Origin of the sequence: Legionella taurinensis (genome assembly GCF_900452865.1) — a bacterium.
In the GTDB taxonomy this organism is placed as follows: domain Bacteria; phylum Pseudomonadota; class Gammaproteobacteria; order Legionellales; family Legionellaceae; genus Legionella_C; species Legionella_C taurinensis.
Genome location: NZ_UGOZ01000001.1, coordinates 2,352,893 through 2,372,076 on the forward strand (window position 1 = coordinate 2,352,893; position 19,184 = coordinate 2,372,076).

The window sequence follows — 19,184 nt, forward strand, 5'->3', positions numbered from 1 at the left end:
ATGGGTAGCCTTAAGTCTTCATTTCCCGATGGACTATGTTAAAATCCATGATTTTATCAGTAACAGGCAAAAGCAATGGATAAGACGTATTCCCCCCAGGCGATCGAGCAGGCTTGCTATGAGAAATGGGAAAGCCACCATTATTTCAAACCCCAGGGAGACGGGAAGAGTTATTGCATCATGTTGCCTCCGCCCAATGTCACCGGCAGTTTGCACATGGGCCATGGCTTTCAACACACGTTGATGGATACCCTGACTCGCTATCAACGCATGCGGGGAGCAAAAACCCTGTGGCAGCCGGGGACGGATCACGCCGGCATTTCCACCCAGTTGGTGGTTGAGCGGCAATTGGAAAGTCAGGGCCTTTCCCGCAAAGACATGACCCGGGAGCAATTCCTTGAAAAGGTCTGGCAATGGAAAGAAGAATCCGGCAGCCAGATTACCCGGCAAATGCGCCGCATCGGCTCCTCCGTGGATTGGACACGCGAACGTTTTACCATGGACGAAGGCTTGTCTGCCGCTGTGCAAAAAGTATTTATTCAATTGCATGACGAGGGATTGATTTATCGCGGCACCCGCTTGGTCAACTGGGATCCCAAACTGGGCACTGCCGTGTCTGATCTCGAGGTGCTTTCCGAAGAAGAAGATGGCTTTTTGTGGCATATCCGCTACCCCGTGGTCAATTCCAACGAATCCTTAGTCGTTGCCACAACCCGCCCGGAAACCCTGTTGGGAGATGCCGCCGTGGCCGTTCATCCTGACGATGAACGCTACCGTCACTTAATCGGTCAATCCGTGCATTTACCCCTGTGCAATCGGGACATCCCGGTTATCGCCGACGACTACGTGGAAAAAGACTTTGGCAGCGGCTGTGTAAAAATCACGCCTGCTCATGATTTTAACGATCATGAAGTCGGCAAGCGCCACGACCTGCCTTTAATTAACATTTTCACCCGCAAAGCCACCATTAATAAAAATGCGCCAGTCGCTTATCAGGGCATGGACCGTTTTGTCGCCCGCGAGCAAATCATTAAAGACTTGCAGGAAGCCGGTTTATTAGTAAAAACAGAACCGCATAAGCTCAAAGTTCCGCGCGGTGAGAAATCAGGCGTCATTATTGAACCCCTGCTAACCGATCAATGGTATGTCAAAACCAAACCCCTGGCTGAGCCCGCCATCGAAGTCGTGAAACGAGGTGAAATCCGTTTTGTGCCTGAGGCCTGGAATAAAACCTACTTCCAGTGGATGGAAAACATCGAAGACTGGTGCATCAGCCGCCAGCTTTGGTGGGGGCACCGTATTCCAGCCTGGTATGACAGCCATGGTCATGTGTATGTGGGTTACAGTGAGAATGATGTTCGCTTTAAATACAAAATCGATGAATCCATGCCCTTGAAACAGGATGAAGACGTCCTGGATACCTGGTTTTCTTCCGCCCTGTGGCCTTTTTCAACCCTGGGCTGGCCGGAGCGCACGCCTGAGTTTGAACAATTTTACCCCACTTCGGTCTTAGTCACCGGATTTGACATCATTTTCTTCTGGGTAGCCCGCATGATCATGATGGGCTTAAAGTTCACCGGCAAAGTTCCCTTTAAGGATGTGATCATCACCGGCTTAATTCGCGACAGCGAAGGCAAGAAAATGTCCAAATCCAAGGGTAACGTCCTCGATCCGATTGATATCATCGACGGCATTGATTTGGAAAGCCTGGTTGCCAAGCGCACGTCCAACATGATGCTCCCGTCCCTGCGCGATAAAATCGCCAGGGCCACCCGCAAGGAATTTCCGGAGGGCATAAGCGCCTACGGCACCGATGCGCTGCGCTTCACCTTCTGTTCGCTGGCTTCCACGGGACGTAATGTCCGTTTTGATATGGGCCGCGTGGAAGGGTATCGTAATTTCTGTAATAAACTATGGAATGCCGCGCGCTACGTGCTGCTGAATACCGACGAAGATCAGATTGATCTCGGTGACGGCGCGTTTCAATACAGCCCGGCGGACTTATGGATTTTGTCACGCCTGCAACGCACCATTGCAGAGACGAATCACTATTATGAAACCTTCCGTTTCGATCTGCTGGCGAATACCCTGTATGAATTTGTCTGGCACGAATACTGCGACTGGTATCTGGAATTATCCAAGCCCGTCCTCTATGCAGAACAGGCTTTGGCAGCCATGAAACGCGGCACCCGCCGTACCTTAATTCATGTTCTGGATCAAATCCTTCGTTTGCTGCATCCCATTATGCCTTTTATTACCGAAGAAATATGGCAGCGCACCAGCAAATTAATCAGTCAAAACGGTGAAAATGGCGAAAGCCTGATGCTGAGCGCATACCCGCAGGTGGTGGAAAGCTACATCAACGACGAATTGGAAGCAGAACTGGACTGGCTTAAAGAAGTCATTCAATCGATTCGTACCATCCGCAGCGAAATGTCGATTTCACCGGCTAAATTAATTTCACTTCATTTAAAAAATGCCGATGACAAGGTCAAAGGTCGAATTGAAAAATACACGTCCATTCTTTTGTCGTTAGGCAAACTGACGAACATTCACTTTTTAAGTGACAAGGACCCTGTCCCTGCGTCTGCCTCCGCGGTCGTCGGTAACCTGGAATTGCTAATCCCTATGGCTGGTTTGATTGATAAAAATGCCGAATTGTCGCGACTGCACAAGGAAATCACCAAGCTGGACAAGGACATTCATCTTGCTGAGAGCAAACTTAATAATCCCAATTTTGCAGACAAGGCACCGGCTGACATCATTGCCAAGGAAAAGGAAAAGCTCACCCAGGCCAAAATGGCGAAAGACAAGCTGCTTGCTCATCAAAAAACAATAGAGACCTTATAGAACCCTTTTCGGGGTTCACGCCTTGATGCATAACCGGTTCAAGGCGTGCCCCTTAAAACCGTACAAAGGTAATTCGACCGCCTCCTTCAAGATAGGCCCGTTTGATTTGATTAAGGTCATCGGAATGGAGCTGGCTTCGCAATTCACTTAAGAGATCTTCTCTGGTGATGTGCATGCGCTGCAATTCTCTTTCACACAATTGGCCCTGCTCAATTAATAAGCGCGGTCTTCCCTTAAAGAAGCGTTCCAGGTTAGTGGAGTGACAAGTCACCACTGCAATGAGGCGATGTAACAAAATGAGCGTGAATAACGCGGTCACTGTGGATAATAAGGCAGGGGAACCATTAATGCCCCGGCTGATAATCCCTCCGAGGATAATGATGAGCAGGTAATCAAACGTGGTGCGCAGACTATATCGCCTGTTACCGTAACGGATAATGAGAATGCCGGACAGGAATAAAATGATGGTTCGGCCTATCACATAAATAAAAGCAGGATTGGTATTGAGGTTACCCATCAACTGTGCAACTGTCATCCTTAATTCCTTTTAACGAAAAATCATCTTATTTTATAGTGAGAATAGAGTGCAATAAAAGCAAATGGTTAGCTCTTTTTCACCCTATTTTAACCCGTTTTTGGCAAAAGAATATGTACTTTTTTTGGACAAATTCAATCCTGTGATCTATACTTAAAATGAAGAACACGCGAGACTTTCTGTCTTGGCGAGCTTCACAAAAGCCACCCCGTGTGGCTTTTGTCTTATTAAGAAAGGCCATTCATTCAAGCGGTTACCTGAAGGTTGGCTGTTATTTCGCTAAAAAATCATAAAAGAAATAACAGAAAAAAAACAGGAGATAATCATGGATAATTTTTTGGTGCTGATTGCCAATGCCTCGAAAGCTAATTTTTATGCACTGAAATTGCAGAATTCCAACACGACTTTTACCTTAAGGGATGTGTTTGTGCATCCGGAAAGTCAGGAAAAACGAAGCGAATTAATTGCCGATCGCTCCGGACAATATCAAAGCGAGCATGGGGTGGGAGGCGCGTATGAATTCAGAAGCGATCCCAAAAAGGTAGAAAAAAATAAATTTGCCCAGGAATTGGGCCATTACATCAATGAAACCGTTCACAACGGTATCAAATTAATCGTCATCGCCCCATCCACATTTTGGGGCATGCTGGATAAAGTGTTAAATAAAACAGCCTTAAACGCACTCTTTCGTCTGATACAAAAGGATTATACCCAATACAGCGAACAGGAGCTTAAAGAACTTGTCCTTCATGCGGTCAAAACGCCGGCGTTATAACCACAAGGAGAAACACATGGATCAGTGTATCGTTTGCGGTAACCATTACCACAATTGCTTTGAGATTCGTCAAAAAGGCGCCCGCTATCTGTTTGATTCCTTTGAATGTGCCATTCAAAAACTAGCGCCGGTGTGTTCGCATTGTTCTTGCCGCATCATCGGCCACGGCTTGGAAGCGGACGGTAATTATTATTGTTGCGCCCATTGTGCGCATGAGAGCGACGTGACCAAGGCGCAGGATCACGTGGTGGAACACGAAGAATAAGCGTTTGTATTCATTGGTATCTGCCGAAGCGTTGCGGGCTGAATGGTGTCGGGTCCAATAGTAATTCTTCGCCAGTCAGCATTTCAGCCAGCAATCGACCCGTCACCGGGCCTAAGGTCAGGCCATGATGCCCATGGCCAAACGCGAGCCACAGCCGGGCATGACGGGGAGCGGGGCCAATGATTGGCAACATGTCCGGTGTGCAGGGCCGGCTTCCCATCCAGGGGGATGCTTCCAGCCTGTCCTTAATGGGGAACAGTTGGCGGGCAATGGGTTCTACTGCATTCAGTTGCCGAGGCGTTCTTTGCGCATCCAGGCGGGCAAATTCAGCCCCGGTAGTCAAACGAATACCCCGAGTCATGGGAGCAAGCAAATACCCTCGCTCTACATCCAGCACCGGGTGATGAAGAAAAGCCCCCTCTTCCTTCGCGTAATGCATGTGGTAGCCTCGTTTTACTGCCAGCGGGAAACGGTAGCCTAAACGGGCACAAAAAGGTTGCGACCAGGGACCTAAACAAATCACCACAGAATCGGCGTGGATAATGCCCTCGTCTGCCTGCATCTGCCAACCCTCTGACAGCGAAAACGCATCCCCCAGAAAAAAACGACCGCCCAATTGTTTAAAATAGGCGGCATAGCCTGATACCAGCGCAGCGGGATCATTGACTGTTTCTGCACCGCCATAGCGCAAGGCCCCCTGTAGTGACGGATTGAGGTGTGGTTCAAGACCTTGCAGAGCGGCAGCATCCAGGGCGTCAAATTGGACCCCAAACTCAGCCATGAGGTGTTCACTGAACCGGGTTTCGCGGTCTTGTCGTTCGGCCGTTCTGAACAGTTTAAGCCAGCCGCCGCTTTTTAATACGTGACGGCAACCGGCACTGTCAGCCAGGGCATGATGTTCTCTCACGCTATGCTCAATGAGAGTCGCATAATCACGGGCAATACCGGCATGGCGGGAAGGTTTGGAATAAAACCAGTACTTGAACAAAAAGGGAGCGAGTTTGGCGAGATCCCGCCAATGATAATGCACCTCGGGCGAGCGATTAAAGGCATATTTGGCGAGCAGCGTCCACTCGCGGGGAAAGGCATAAGGGTAAACCCCTTCCCGCTGAATTAATCCCGCATTGCCAAACGAGGTTTCACTGCCTGGACATTTGACATCCACCAAGGCCACCGCACGTCCCCGCTTCTGCAGATGGGCCGCCACAGAAACCCCAATGATTCCAGCACCCAGCACCAAACAATCAAACTTCATCAGCCTACTGACGACCAAATCTCCATTTTTAAATTATATACCTGGCCTTCCAGCGATGAAACCAATAAGGATTACTTGCAGGCATTTATTCATTTCATGGTGAATTTAACGGGCAAAATGTTTAAAATACCGTCTTTTAAATCGAGTACCTCATGCAAGACAAGCAAGAAGAAAAAACAGAGGGTCTGTCCCCCCTCGTTTATACACCGGCTGCCTTTTTAACCCTTTCATTGGCCGCATACAGTTCTATGCGAAAGGGAAATTATCGTTTTGCGCTTGAATTTTACAAACGTGGCGGCGGCGGCTTGAATTTTTATCAGGGTAGGAAACGCCTGGCGGGAGTGGATTACCATCCGTTCTGGGACAAAAAATCAGGCGAACTGGTGACCCGTTTCCATTATCATCGCGGCGAAGGGGACGAGATTAAAAAACACCGTCCCTTTGATGGCTGGTAAAAGAATTACCTGTCTCCACCGCTGATGTACCTCTGATTTAACTTAATCACCATCGAACTGATGAGGATAAGGATTACGCCAATAAGAATTAGGGTGATAGGCCAACCCAGGGTATCGGGGAAATGCTTACCGGTAAAATAGCCAATGTACAATAAAGTCGCCAGGGTGGAAATGACCAACAGCGTGCGGTTTTTAGCGGCAATGGCCAGAAAAATCATGGCACAGGTCAATCCCAAATAGAAAATTTCGTAGGGCTGATTCCTAACAATATCGAACGTAACCGTAAAAAAAGCCAGCGAAGCAATAAAAAACAGCACGGACGCAATGGCCTGATACGGCGAGTGATTGATAACCCAGGTGACGCAAAGCAGCGAGACACTGAGCACCAGCCAGGCTGTTCGATAAGGCACTTCCAGCAAATCAAAAGCGGCCACGAAAAAACTCAGGCTGAATAACACGGTAGTGAATAACAGCACGGTTTTTCTAGTGGCTAAAAAAACCAACCCCTGTTGCAGCATGAAAATCAGGCTGACAATCAATACCCCTTTGGATGGATTGTCCACTTTCGCGTATTCGCTTAAGAAAACGGCCATGCCAATGGGTTGAAGTAAGGCTGCAATCAAGAACAGGGGGGTAGACGCCCGTTCATAGTGGGCGTAACGCGTGCAGGTAATGCCCATGATAAACAGACAAAAACCAACCCCTAAGGTCAGCATGATGCGGCTTGGAACCGTGATGTCCGCCCATTTCATGGCGATGAAAATACAAATCCCGGCAAAAATTAAAATCCCGCCTAAATAACCGAGCATGTTTTTAAGGAGTTGACTGGAGGCTTCTTCCCTTTGCTGAGTGGGCGACGCGTTAAATGCAGCGGCTATTTCCTCGGGCGTTAAGTGATGGCGTTTGGCCATCGTTACAATTTCGACTAAGGCCTCATCACGGTTCATGGTATGACCCACCCAATAAACTGCACATAGCCGGGGTAATAATACCCGCGGTTATCATTGCCCATGAGTTTAATGCACTGGCTTCCCTTACGAAGACACGCCTGATTATTGTAACTGCCTCCCCATAGCAGCTGCCCAAATAACCCGCCTGAATTGGAATGGCCACGATAAGACAATTGATAACCGTCGGGTGATTCCAGAGTCGTATCCAGTTTCATTCCCTTTGTTGCTTCAACGGGTTGCTCCACCATGCCCTGCATGGTTCCTGAGTCGCTGGGGAAAGCGAAGGGTAGTTCGCGTACTTTCTGAGTTTTTGCCTCATACAGGTACAGTTTTTTCCAGCCGTAGGCATTGACGTTAGGGCTTTTGGTGTATTGCGCCGTCAGAACCCCCTGTTTAACCACCAGGTTAACGTTGACGGGCGCCGCAACACTGGAGGAATAATCCTGAATGGCGAAAACCATGTCGTAACGGGGCGGATTGCTGACAACCGTTGGAATCAGGGTTGACAGCATGAAGACAACCATCAGCAAGACTGGCAATACCAGACCAATGATTAACAGCAGATTGTGTTTAACCCATTCGCCACGGTTTGCCATGTCATTATCCTGGCTGTCCTTACCCAAGTTACTATCAGTATATGATCAAATCTTTTATTCTGCTTTTGCAGCAGGGCCTTTTCTGACAACCCGATGCTGTATCCACCAGGCCAACAGCAAGCTTGACACCATCCCAAGCACAACGCCATAGCTTTGCCAACCGTCGCTGACGACACTTAAGGCATCAGGCGTATGGAGTATGGAGAATGGAACGGCTAAAAGCACATCGACTAAAGCAGAACCCGCCACCAGCCCGCAGGCAATCAGAACGCCCGTTTGTTTGCGCTGACTTCGTTCTTCTCCGACAAAGGCCTTTCGGGTTAATTGCCAGCGTACAAACAACGCAATCATTCCGCCCAGGAACAGGGGAAACGACGAAGCAATGGGTAAATACATGCCAATCGCTACGCCCAGAATGGAAATCCGGATAAACCGTTCCAGACGAAACACGCGGTTAATGACGATGAGGGACAGAATAATGGCGGCACCGACAAACATCATTGTCCATGGCAGTGTGTTACGAAACACCGCCTCGGTAATCGCGGCCATCAGTGCGGCAGTGGGCGCCGGCAAAGATTGACTGGGATCCATGCCTTCATGAGGCATCACACCGGCAATGCCATACACATCAAAGAGGATTTGCATCACCGGCGGGATCACCAATGACGAAACCACCACCCCCAATAACAACATCACCTGTTGCCGCCAGGGCGTCGCGCCAACCAGTTGGCCCACTTTTAAATCCTGAGTATTGTCATTGGCAATGGCTGCAATGCCTGTCACCACGGAGCCAATAATGATGGTAATGGCTTCCGCCGCGCGAATTTGTCCATTAGTGAGCGGCAACGGCAGTGTATGGTTGACAATGGTTAACAGCAACCAGGCTGCAAAAAGCATCCCCGCGATCACCACTGAACTCCCGGGACTCGCCGTCACACCGACCATGCCGGAAAAATACCCGGTAATCACTGAAAACAAAAAACCGATGACTAGGACATAAATGACGGCTGCAAAAACCAGTGTCGGGGCAAAATCACTGTCAAGACCCGCTTCTCCCAAAGGAAAAATAAACTGGAAAAATAAAAACAGCACGGCGGCCATAATGAGGATGCCGATTAAAATATAAGGCATGGGGATGTCGCGATCCGTGCGCGGCAACTGGGACTCCGCGTGATTTTTAGCCATGAAGGCACGGAAAGAAATGCGCATGCTTTTCGCCAAAGGCTTAATCAACTTGAGGAAAGTCCAAGTGCCTGCAAACAGCATGGCGCCAATACCCATGTAACGCATCTCGCTGTTCCACAACATGACAGCGGCCTTCTGCGCAGGGTGATGCGCCACGAACTGGGGATAAAACTGGCTGGCGATGGGTAAAGCCACCAACCAGGAAATAATGGCGCCGAGGAAAATACAAATGGCCATTTCATGCCCTACCAGGTAGCCGGCACCAATCATTGTTGCTGAAAAACCGGCCCCGAACCCAAACAGCGAACGCTTGGCGACGAACCAGAAACTCCAACTGCTGGCAATGATTTTGAAGCCGATTTGTAAGAGTTCCAGCAAGCCGCCAATGGCCCCGCCGATAAAAATGTCTTTGATGCCTGAGCGCTCGGCGGATGATTTTAAGACTTCTGCAATGGCACGGCCTTCAGGAAATCGCAAGACCGGCTCATTGACCAATACGCGGCGAAGAGGAATTGAAAACAGCACACCGAGTATGCCGCCGCAGACGGCGATAAAAAAATTAGTCAGGTAATCAAACCCTTGCCAGTACTGGATAATAATCAACGCCGGGATGGTATAAACAATGCCCCCCGCCACCGCCTCGCCAGCCGAAGCGGCCGTCTGCACAGCATTGTTTTCCAGAATGGTGGCATTTTTAAACAGACGCAAAATGCCCATGGAAATAATGGCCGCAGGAATGGATGCCGACGTTAAAATGCCCAACTTTAATGCAAGATACGCATTAGACATCGCCAGAAGCACCGTTAAGACGATAGCCAGAATGACGCTGCGCAAAGTCAATTCAGCAATTTTTTCATCAGCACGGATATACGGACCATTTGTTGTCATTAATTACCCCACACCGCTTTAATTACATCCGAACGCAGGGCGTCTTGAATAACTGCCCGAGGAATGGTAACTGTTTGTGGTCCATACACATAGGCGGCCACCTGATAAGGATCAAACGCAATAGAAATACCCTTTGAACTGAAATACCAGTTTTTATAATTCTCTACTGTCGCTTTGGTGCCTTCTCTTAGCCACTGCTCATCGTCATTAATGGCCTTCTTTTTAATTGCTTCATAAGAAAAGTCAGCCATTTTTTGCAGGGCATTGGTATTCTCTTTAAACAATTCACCCAGTACCACAGGCTTGCCGTTAATGAAATTCAAGGTTTGAACGGTATTGTTGGGGTGAGCCGCGCCACGACGATACGCGGAGACATTGAACAGGACGCTGACCGCCTGCTGGTTGTCAAACATTACTTTATAGGTAATGGTTAATCCATCTTTGCCGGGGACATCCGCGGGCAGATTTTGTGCATCCGGATCCGCTTTGTCAAACGATTGCCTGATGGATTGAATGAGAAGCTCAATGGCCTGGTTAATCTGTGGATTGGCAAACCCCTGAGGATACTGGATATCAATGACCTGTTTGGTATTTTCAGTTTTTATGGTCACCGCTTTCAGTGTCACTGCATGCAAGTGCGGGGAAGCAGCTCCAGCCGTGCCTGCGGCTAACAACGCAATAAGAATAAATTTTTTCATGCCTGAAGCTCCTGTGTCGTTGTTGAATGGGTAAGCCACGTTCCCGCAATCATGGTTCGTTGCGGTACAGGGGAACCAAAATGATAACATAAAACGGCGCTGTCCTTGACGGACCATTGCACCAGATCCGCCTGCAAGCCGCTTTGAATACTGCCGATTTTATCGGCTAAGCCCAAGGCTTTGGCTGCCTGATGCGTCACGCCAGCCAAAGCCTCCTGCACCGTCAGTGAAAAAAACCGACAGGCCATGCTTAACATGAGCAACAGCGACGTTGTCGGCGACGAGCCCGGGTTACAGTCCGTGGCCACCGCCATGCCCACGCCGGCCTGCCGCAGAAGATCCACTGGCGGCGCTTTCTTTTCGCCGAGAAAATAGTAGGCTCCCGGCAGCAGGACCGCCACGGTACCCTGACGCGCCAGCGCCGCCGCACCGTCGTTATCCAGGTATTCGAGATGATCACAGGACAACGCGCCCATGCTGGCCGCCAGTTGGCTGGCGCCAAGCCGGGACAATTGTTCTGCATGGCATTTAATGGGCAACCCCACTTGCTGGGCTTTTAAGAAAATCTGTTCAGTCTGCTGAAGCGTAAAGCCGATGGTTTCACAAAACACGTCGACGGCATCCACCAGACCCGACTCCACTGCCGCAGGCAATACCCGATTGAGGAGGTAATCTACGTACCCCTGAGCATTCCCTTTGTATTCCACAGGAACGGCATGGGCGCCTAAAAACGTGGTCTTTACCCGCACGCCGGTCAATTGCCCGAGGCGGCGGGCCACCCGTAGCATTTTCAGTTCATTGTCCAAATCAAGTCCATAACCGGACTTGATTTCCACCGTGGTCACTCCCTGCTGCTGCATGACCTGCAGACGCGGCAGGGATTGTTCAAGCAATTCCATTTCAGAAACCGCGCGGGTTTGCCTAACCGTTGATACAATACCGCCGCCGGCTGCTGCAATGTCTGCATAGGTTGCACCCTGCAGACGCTTTTTAAATTCATCTGCACGATTTCCGGCGTAAACCAGATGGGTATGGCAATCGATTAAACCCGGAGTGATCAATTGCCCCTGACAATCCTCGACTTGCCTTGCTTTAAGGTAGTGGGCAGGCAAGGTGTCTGCCGCACCGCACCAGAGTATGCGCCCTTCGGCAATGGCAATGGCCTGAGCCGCTTGCTCTTCGCCGGCGGGGTTAATCGTTGTGGCATTCATTAACAGGGTATCGCAGGTCATGGTTATTCCCACTCGGGCACATGATGCGGCGCAAACAGCCAGGACGGGTGATGGGATTTATCATAAATATCCCACTCCTGTGAGGCATACGTGCGGGGATTGACTTCAAGCAACAGCCAGGCAAGAAACGCAGCGACTGTTTCCACGGAAACCAATCGATTCTGCTGATGCAGGTTTTTAAAGAATTCGACTTTGTCGCTTTCCATGAATTGCGATTCACGAATGAGCCGCTGCATGTCCGTGTCAATGATGCCCGGCATGACGCTCGCAAAAGCCGTTTTTTCACATTCAAGCTGCCAGCAACGCGTTAACATGGAAAGCCCGGCTTTGGAAACGCAATACGCTGCCCAGCCGCTCACCGGAAAATAAGCCACGCCTGAGCCAATGTGCAAAACCCGTCCGCCCTGAAGTTTATGCAACAAGGCCTGGCTTAGAAAAAGCGGCGCATTGAGGTTAGTCGCCATGGTTTGCTCCCAGGCGGCTTCATCAATGACCGACATTGGCATAATCGGATCAATAATGCCGGCATTATGAACAAGGCCCTCAATCAGTGGCGCCTGGTTTAAAGCCGCGACGATACGGGCACGGCCCTCACGGGTCGACACATCAGCCGTGCAACCGATAATCAGAGAGGAGAACTGCGCCGTTTCGGATAGCTGCTGCTCTCGCCGCCCTATGGCCAAAACCGATTTGCCACGACTGGCCAATTCCCAGGCCAGGGCACGGCCAATGCCGCTGCTGGCCCCTGTAATGACAAACATGGTCCTCTCCGGAGGTAAGTAAATTGCAGATGATACCAGACCTGGTGTGGCTAAGCACGAACTCCCTCGTCTTTTAAAGCCGCAATTTAAAAAAAAAACCATACCCGTTATGATGGGAGAAACACGGCGTTTAAGGAGAAAGGATGTTAGCCGGCATTTCCCATTATCTACCCCCCAACCCATCCCTCTGGCGAGGACGTGACGACAGTTTACCCAACGAACGCTTTTTTCAGCGCGTGACCTGCATTGACATCCAGTCGCAGCCGCTTCCCGGCGAGGGATCCGGTACGGTAATTGCCGGTTTTGCCAGTGACGAAGGCATCCGCAGAAATCTTGGACGCACGGGAGCAGCCGCCGGCCCCCAATCCCTCCGTCAGGAACTGGCTAAACTGGCCAGCCACTTTTCCGCCTCACTCATCGACATCGGCGACATCGTTCCCAATGACGCACTGGAACAGGGCCAGGAGGAATTGGCGACTGTGCTTGATCATTGCCATCAACGGGGTTTTAAAACCTTAGTCTTCGGCGGCGGCCATGAAATAGCCTGGGGACATTACCTTGGCTTGAGCCAGCGTTACCCCCGGCTGGGCATCATTAACTTCGACGCCCATTTTGATTTGCGTTTTCCCCACCAGGGCAGCACGTCGGGCACGCCCTTTCAGCAAATGGCAGAATTTTGTCAGCAAAAACAACGTTCCTTTGATTATTGCTGTCTCGGCATTCAATCCTCCTCGAATACGGAAAGCTTGTTTAGCCTGGCCAATAAGTATAAAGTTTCCTATCTGACGGCGGCACAGATGAATCAAAACAGTTTCGCCTGGCAAACGGCTTTTCTGGATGACTTTATGCTGAATCATGAAGCGATTTATTTAACCGTTTGTCTTGATGTGTTTGCCGAAAGTTTTGCTCCCGGGGTCAGTGCGCCTCAGGCCCTGGGTTTAACCCCATGGCAAGTTTTACCCCTGTTGAAATACATTACGCAAACTGGCAAAGTGGTAAGTATCGATATAGCCGAATTATCGCCCCCGCTTGATCAGGGACAAAAAACGGCCCGATTGGCCGCAGCACTTGCGGCTCAGCTTCTCGAATTTAATTAATGCAAGGAGTGTTACGAATGAAAAAATCCATGCTGTGTGCAGGATTACTGACTATTTTAGGCGCCTCAGATTACGTGAATGCGGCCGATCCGGCTGCCGTAACCACGACGACGCCGGTCCAAGGCTCGAATACACCCACTGAAGGGACGACCCAACCCAATACCAACATCACGCAACCCACAAGCTCCGGCGTCCCGCAACCGACTACTCCGGGCGCTACCCAGCCGACCACCTCGGGAACTCAACAGCCACTGCCGACACAGGCCACGCAACCAACCACGTCAGGCACGCCACAACCCACAACCCCAGGTGCTACACAACCGACCACATCGGGTTATCCCCAATCCACGACGCAACCAGCGGTCCAGCCCAACACTCAAAACACAACGACGCAGCCTGTGACGGTGACGCAACCGTCTGCCGCTGTAGCACCGACCAATCTGGACTGCAATTATAAAATTCCAGCGACGACCACCACCATTGAAGAAGCGCTGGTATCCAAGTGGGCTGAAAACGCGGCCGAACAGGCGTTTGACTTTGATTTCAATACCATTGACACACAATTGTCAGCACTGAAAAACTGTTTCACTGACCAAGGATGGCAAAGTTTCAATGATGCCCTGCAAAAATCCGGTAACCTCAATGCCATCAAAACAGAAAAACTGACCGTCAGCAGCATGGTGGATGGAACCCCCACCGTGACCGCGATAAAAGACAATCAATGGAAAGTGACACTGCCTTTGCAGGTCGTTTATCAAAATGAGAAAGAGAAGCTCAATCAGCCTTTGACCTTGAGCCTGATCGTGGGCCGTAAAATCACCGGCGACCTTGGCATTATGCAGATGATTGCCATGCCGCGACAGCCCATGACCAATGCACCAACCAACACGGCCACGGATGCCGCCACCCCGGCGCCTCAGCCTGCTCAAACCACCAATCCAAACCCTAATCAATAAGAGTAATCTCGAAGCGCATTCCGGATGAATGCGCTTCCCTTTTTATGAGATCATTATGCGCTATCCAATCATTACTGTTTGTTGTTTAGCCAGTTTCAGTGCTCATGCCAACGTGTTGCAATATTTTGCCGGCATCAGCTACAGCAACCCTGCCGAGTTGTTCAAAGTCAAAAAAAATGAGGTCATTATAGGCGGCAGCGGCTTTTACATCGATGCCCGCTTTTCAGGAAGCGTGTTAAATTTCAATACTTTTCAATATGGCAATGGCAGCAGCGACTCGAAACGGGTCAGTCTTCTTCCCTATGGCCGCATTGCCAAGCGTGTCGACAGTAAAATGGTTTTTGCGGTGGATATCACCGAGCCGTTCCATTCCAACCTGGTTTGGGGAGCCCGTGACTTTACCCGCTATGCTTCCACTGAAACGCTGATGACCGATGTCGACGTCAGCCCCCGTTTCTCTTACAGCATTACGCCCAAACTGTATGCAGGCGGCGGCTTGAACTTCAATTTCCTGAAAAACAATGAAACCAACTGGGCACTGCCCATTAGCCCCACCCAATCGAGCACCCTGATTAACCGCACCGCCGGTTTTGGGGTTGGTTATAACACCGGTCTGTATTACATGATTAACCAGACCAATTTCTTTGGTCTTGCCTATTACGCGTCGATCAAACAAAAAACCAAAGGCGAGAGTTTGCTTAATGGCATGGTCAATCCCAACCTGCAATTTAATTTCCGCATGCCGGCGACGACCATTATCAATTACGTGCACATTTTCAATCCCAAGTGGCTGGTGAGTTTGCAGGCTTTTCGTACGGAATGGAATGCGAATCAGTTTGCTAAAATACGCAATACCGCCGCCCCGCCGCCCATAGGTCCTGATTTCACCTTTGTCATGAAATACGATCCGTCCTGGGCTTTTGCCGGCGCACTGCGTCGTCAGATGTCTGAGAAACTGGGTTTAACGTTCATTGCCATTCAGGATAACGGGCCTGAGCAGGATCGCCTGCGGACCATTAATTTTCCGTCCGATACCATTTACTTTGGCGGATTAGCCGCTGATTACCGAATTGGTAAAAATGCGACGGTGGAATTGTTGTACGCCCGGGTCTTTTCCAAAACCCTGTTTAATAATACGGTCAACGTGAATAACCAACCCATCCCATTTACGACTGGACGGGTCCGCATCCACGCTGACGTGGTGGATTTAAGACTGAAAATTCAGGCTTAATTTACTTTTTTCTCATCTTCATCGGCATACGGCAGAATGGTAACCTGTGTGCCGATAGTCATAAATTGCTCATTCAACCACTTGGCCGCACTGGGGAATACACGAACGCAACCATGGCTGGAGTTGCCATAGGGAACTTCATACGCCGCATGGACAGTGTAGCCTTGGTAGAAGTACATGCAATAAGGCATTTTTGCCCCGCCCTTGGTGTCCACAGGGTATTCACCGGAACGGCATTCCAGACCGCGCTTATTGTAAACCCGGAAAGTGCCTGTCACCGTACGGCAAGGCTCACCCACGTCTTCACAGAAATCCTGACCACCCGAAGCGGCGCCGGTCATCACACGGTTGCCCTCTTCATCATAAGCGGCCCAGGCATACGCTTTGGGGTCAAAAATAAATTGTTTTTTGCCGGTAGCCGGGGCTTTTAAAGGAAAATAATCACGGCCGCGCTTATCCCTTAAATAATGAATGGTGCGATGCACATAACCATTATCATCGGTGATCAAAGTGGACTCATCCATTTCCACGCACCCGGTGAGTGCCACAGAGGCAACAGACAGGCCTGCCCAAAACAACTTATTCATGGTAAACGATTCTCCCGCTTGGAATCAGGCCTGTTTTTCAGGCCCGGTTAGACTAATTTTTCTTATTACACCTGTCAGGCACTTAAACGACGGTACTTGATACGGGTGGGTCTGACAGCCTCATCGCCCAGGCGGCGCTTTCTGTCCGCTTCGTAGTCGCTGTAATTGCCTTCAAAAAAGACAACCTGGGAATCCCCTTCGAACGCCATCAGGTGAGTGCAGATCCGGTCCAGGAACCAGCGATCGTGAGACACGACAATCGCACATCCCGGGAAATTTAAAATGGCTTCTTCCAGTGAGCGCAGGGTTTCCACATCCAAATCGTTACTGGGTTCGTCAAGCAGAAGCACGTTGCCGCCGCTCTTAAGCAATTTAGCCAAATGCACCCGATTTCGTTCCCCTCCGGAAAGCTGGAACATTTTTTTCTGCTGGTCGGAGCCTTTGAAATTAAACCGCCCCACGTAGGCACGCGACGGCATCTGGAAACTGCCAATCTGCATGATGTCGTGACCATTGGAGATCTCTTCCCAGACTGTCTTGTTATCATCGAGGTGATCACGCATCTGATCGACGTAAGCAAGATTCACCGTGTCACCCACGATGATTTCACCGCTGTCGGGGGTTTCTCTGCCGGTGAGCATTTTTAAGAAAGTGGATTTACCCGCGCCATTAGGACCGATGATACCTAAAATACCGCCTTTGGGCAGTTTGAAATTCAAATCGTCAATCAACAACCGATCGCCAAAGGCTTTACGGACGTGGTTGGCTTCGATAACCAGTTCGCCCAAGCGTTCGCCCGGCGGAATGTACAATTCGTTGGTTTCGTTGCGCTTCTGGAATTCTTTGGAATTCATTTCCTCAAATCGGGCCAGGCGCGCTTTGTTTTTAGCATGACGGCCTTTGGGTGAGGTGCGAACCCATTCCAGTTCGGCTTTGATGGCGCGCTCATGAGCGGCCTGCTGTTTTTCTTCCATCGCCAGACGAGCTTCTTTCTGCTCAAGCCAGGCGGTGTAATTGCCTTTGTAAGGAATGCCTTCCCCTCTATCCAACTCAAGAATCCATTCCGCCGCATTATCGAGGAAATAGCGATCGTGAGTGATGGCCACGACCGTACCAGGGAATTCTTCAAGGTAACGCTCAAGCCAGGCCACGCTTTCCGCGTCGAGGTGGTTGGTCGGCTCATCGAGAAGCAGCATGTCGGGGTTGGATAGCAACAATCGGCAAAGGGCCACGCGGCGGCGCTCTCCTCCTGACAATTTATCGATGACTGCGTTCCAGTCCGGCAGGCGTAACGCGTCAGCAGCCACATCAAGACGTCGGTCTAAATCCCAGCCGCCGTGCGTTTCAATGTAATTCTGCAAATCGCCTTGTTTAGCCAGCAGATCATTCATTTCGTCATCGCTCATGGGTTCGGCAAAGCGCATGCTGATTTCATCAAATTGACGCAATTTTTCTTTGATCTCGCCCACACCCTCTTCCACGATTTCGCGCACGGTTTTGGTTAAATCAAGTTCTGGTTCCTGGGCTAAGTAACCAATTTTGGTGCCGGGTTTTGGCCGTGCCTCGCCATTAAACTGGGTATCCACCCCCGCCATGATGCGCAACAAGGTGGATTTACCAGAGCCGTTTAATCCAAGGACGCCAATCTTAGCGCCCGGGAAAAAGCTCAAGGAAATGTCCTTGAGAATAATCCGCTGGTTATCAACGACTTTGGTGACCCGATTCATTGTAAAAATATAATCCGACATTCATTCCCCGCTTATTATCAAACGCTGGCCCGCACGTTAAACCAAAAACCTCAATTACTCAAGCCATACACCTGTGAATGGCTTAATTCCAGTCCAGGATGACTTTGCCCGATTGGCCTGACGCCATAATCTGGAACGCATCCTGGTATTGATCAACACGGAAGTGGTGAGTAATCACCGGCGCAATGTTCAAACCGCTTTGCAGCATGGCTATCATCTTGTACCAGGTTTCAAACATTTCACGACCATAAATACCCTTCATCACCAAGCCTTTAAAAATCACCTGATTCCAATCAATCGGGGTCTCCTGCGGCGGTATACCCAGGATCGCCACATGACCGCCATGGTTCATGGCGCGAACCATGTCATTTAAAGCCATGGGATTGCCTGACATTTCAAGGCCGACATCAAACCCTTCGGTCATGCCAAGCTCCTCCATCACATCCTTGATGTTCTGGTATTTCACATTGACAGCTCGCGTAGCGCCCATTTTGCGGGCTAATTCCAGACGATGATCATTCACGTCGGTAATCACCACGTGACGCGCCCCGATGTGGCGAGCGATAGCGACCGCCATAATGCCAATAGGGCCCGCGCCGGTGATTAATACATCTTCGCCAACCATATCAAACGCCAGGGCGCAATGGGTGGCATTGCCGAACGGGTCGAGAATGGCCGCCTGATCCGCCGTAATATTGTCCGGCAGAACCAGCACGTTGCTGGCAGGCAGGGAAAGGTATTCGGCAAAACACCCGGGACGATTGACACCGACACCCAGGGTATTGCGGCAAAGGTGACGCTTGCCCGCACGGCAATTACGGCACATGCCGCAGGTAATGTGGCCTTCACCCGAGACACGCTGCCCCGCTTTCAAGCCCTTCACTTCTGAACCGACTTCCGCAATGACCCCATAAAATTCATGACCGACTGTCATGGGGACAGGGATGGTGGCCTGAGCCCATTCATCCCAGGAATAAATATGAATGTCGGTGCCGCAAATGGCTGTTTTTTCAATTTTGATTAATACGTCATTGACACCGTACTCCGGCACGGGTACATCTTCCATCCAGATACCGGGTTCTCTTTTTGCCTTGACTAATGATTTCATCGACCTTCACCT

Annotated in this window: 18 protein-coding genes; 7 read left to right on the plus strand and 11 right to left on the minus strand. The window is 50.2% G+C overall.

What is annotated here, in order from left to right; genetic code table 11:
- The first annotated feature begins 75 nt into the window (after positions 1–75).
- On the plus strand, positions 76–2,850 hold the full coding sequence (locus DYE45_RS10695) for a valine--tRNA ligase (RefSeq protein ID WP_108290451.1): 2,775 nt from the start codon (positions 76–78) through the stop codon (positions 2,848–2,850).
- A gap of 52 nt (positions 2,851–2,902) precedes the next feature.
- Here DYE45_RS10695 and DYE45_RS10700 read toward each other — a convergent pair whose 3' ends face one another.
- Positions 2,903–3,385 carry a DUF421 domain-containing protein gene (locus tag DYE45_RS10700; protein ID WP_108290453.1) on the minus strand — a complete coding sequence of 161 codons (483 nt, stop codon included), beginning with the start codon at positions 3,383–3,385 and terminating at the stop codon, positions 2,903–2,905.
- A 325-nt stretch (positions 3,386–3,710) separates the two neighbouring features.
- On the opposite strand from DYE45_RS10700, the gene DYE45_RS10705 reads away from it, so the two are divergent.
- Positions 3,711–4,160 carry a host attachment protein gene (locus DYE45_RS10705; protein ID WP_108290455.1) on the plus strand — a complete coding sequence of 150 codons (450 nt, stop codon included), beginning with the start codon at positions 3,711–3,713 and terminating at the stop codon, positions 4,158–4,160.
- A 16-nt stretch (positions 4,161–4,176) separates the two neighbouring features.
- Positions 4,177–4,425 (plus strand): metallothionein, encoded by a 249-nt coding sequence (locus DYE45_RS10710; protein WP_108290457.1) that lies wholly within the window; start codon positions 4,177–4,179, stop codon positions 4,423–4,425.
- Positions 4,426–4,435: 10 nt separating this feature from the next.
- Here DYE45_RS10710 and DYE45_RS10715 read toward each other — a convergent pair whose 3' ends face one another.
- Positions 4,436–5,680, minus strand: coding sequence for an NAD(P)/FAD-dependent oxidoreductase (locus DYE45_RS10715; protein WP_115300893.1), 1,245 nt, complete (start codon positions 5,678–5,680; stop codon positions 4,436–4,438).
- A gap of 152 nt (positions 5,681–5,832) precedes the next feature.
- Here DYE45_RS10715 and DYE45_RS10720 point away from each other — a divergent pair, with 152 nt between their 5' ends.
- Entirely contained in the window at positions 5,833–6,135 is a 303-nt protein-coding gene (locus DYE45_RS10720) for a hypothetical protein (protein WP_108290461.1), read from the plus strand.
- A gap of 5 nt (positions 6,136–6,140) precedes the next feature.
- Here the strand turns inward: DYE45_RS10720 and DYE45_RS10725 are convergent, their stop codons facing one another.
- The 6 genes from DYE45_RS10725 to DYE45_RS10750 are packed head-to-tail and all read right to left on the minus strand — an operon-like array spanning position 6,141 to position 12,445.
- Positions 6,141–7,082, minus strand: coding sequence for a DUF2157 domain-containing protein (locus DYE45_RS10725; RefSeq protein WP_108290463.1), 942 nt, complete (start codon positions 7,080–7,082; stop codon positions 6,141–6,143).
- Positions 7,079–7,681 carry a hypothetical protein gene (locus tag DYE45_RS10730; RefSeq protein ID WP_108290465.1) on the minus strand — a complete coding sequence of 201 codons (603 nt, stop codon included), beginning with the start codon at positions 7,679–7,681 and terminating at the stop codon, positions 7,079–7,081. Before DYE45_RS10730 ends, DYE45_RS10725 begins: the two co-directional genes overlap by 4 nt.
- 54 nt (positions 7,682–7,735) lie before the next feature.
- Positions 7,736–9,754: an OPT family oligopeptide transporter gene (locus DYE45_RS10735; RefSeq protein ID WP_108290467.1), complete on the minus strand. Its 2,019-nt coding sequence runs from the start codon at positions 9,752–9,754 to the stop codon at positions 7,736–7,738.
- Positions 9,754–10,452: an RsiV family protein gene (locus tag DYE45_RS10740; protein WP_160160727.1), complete on the minus strand. Its 699-nt coding sequence runs from the start codon at positions 10,450–10,452 to the stop codon at positions 9,754–9,756. The genes DYE45_RS10735 and DYE45_RS10740 overlap by 1 nt, the downstream gene beginning before the upstream one ends.
- Positions 10,449–11,684, minus strand: a complete 1,236-nt coding sequence (hutI, locus tag DYE45_RS10745; RefSeq protein WP_115300894.1) for an imidazolonepropionase — start codon at positions 11,682–11,684, stop codon at positions 10,449–10,451. Before hutI ends, DYE45_RS10740 begins: the two co-directional genes overlap by 4 nt.
- 2 nt (positions 11,685–11,686) lie before the next feature.
- Complete coding sequence (locus DYE45_RS10750; protein WP_108290473.1) at positions 11,687–12,445, minus strand: SDR family NAD(P)-dependent oxidoreductase; 759 nt, start codon at positions 12,443–12,445, stop codon at positions 11,687–11,689.
- 143 nt (positions 12,446–12,588) lie between these two features.
- Here DYE45_RS10750 and hutG point away from each other — a divergent pair, with 143 nt between their 5' ends.
- The 3 genes from hutG to DYE45_RS10765 are packed head-to-tail and all read left to right on the plus strand — an operon-like array spanning position 12,589 to position 15,729.
- A complete protein-coding gene (hutG, locus tag DYE45_RS10755) occupies positions 12,589–13,542 on the plus strand; it encodes a formimidoylglutamase (RefSeq protein ID WP_108290475.1) in 954 nt (317 codons plus the stop codon).
- A gap of 17 nt (positions 13,543–13,559) precedes the next feature.
- A complete protein-coding gene (locus tag DYE45_RS10760; protein WP_242602621.1) occupies positions 13,560–14,498 on the plus strand; it encodes a DotI/IcmL/TraM family protein in 939 nt (312 codons plus the stop codon).
- Positions 14,499–14,553: 55 nt separating this feature from the next.
- Positions 14,554–15,729: an OmpP1/FadL family transporter gene (locus DYE45_RS10765; protein ID WP_108290477.1), complete on the plus strand. Its 1,176-nt coding sequence runs from the start codon at positions 14,554–14,556 to the stop codon at positions 15,727–15,729.
- Here DYE45_RS10765 and DYE45_RS10770 read toward each other — a convergent pair.
- The 3 genes from DYE45_RS10770 to tdh form a co-directional block, all read right to left on the minus strand.
- A complete protein-coding gene (locus DYE45_RS10770) occupies positions 15,726–16,316 on the minus strand; it encodes a L,D-transpeptidase (protein ID WP_108290479.1) in 591 nt (196 codons plus the stop codon). The two genes, DYE45_RS10765 and DYE45_RS10770, sit on opposite strands and share 4 nt — an antisense overlap.
- A gap of 74 nt (positions 16,317–16,390) precedes the next feature.
- Complete coding sequence (gene ettA, locus DYE45_RS10775) at positions 16,391–18,064, minus strand: energy-dependent translational throttle protein EttA (protein WP_108290481.1); 1,674 nt, start codon at positions 18,062–18,064, stop codon at positions 16,391–16,393.
- 82 nt (positions 18,065–18,146) lie between these two features.
- A complete protein-coding gene (gene tdh, locus DYE45_RS10780; RefSeq protein WP_115300895.1) occupies positions 18,147–19,172 on the minus strand; it encodes an L-threonine 3-dehydrogenase in 1,026 nt (341 codons plus the stop codon).
- Positions 19,173–19,184 lie beyond the last annotated feature (12 nt).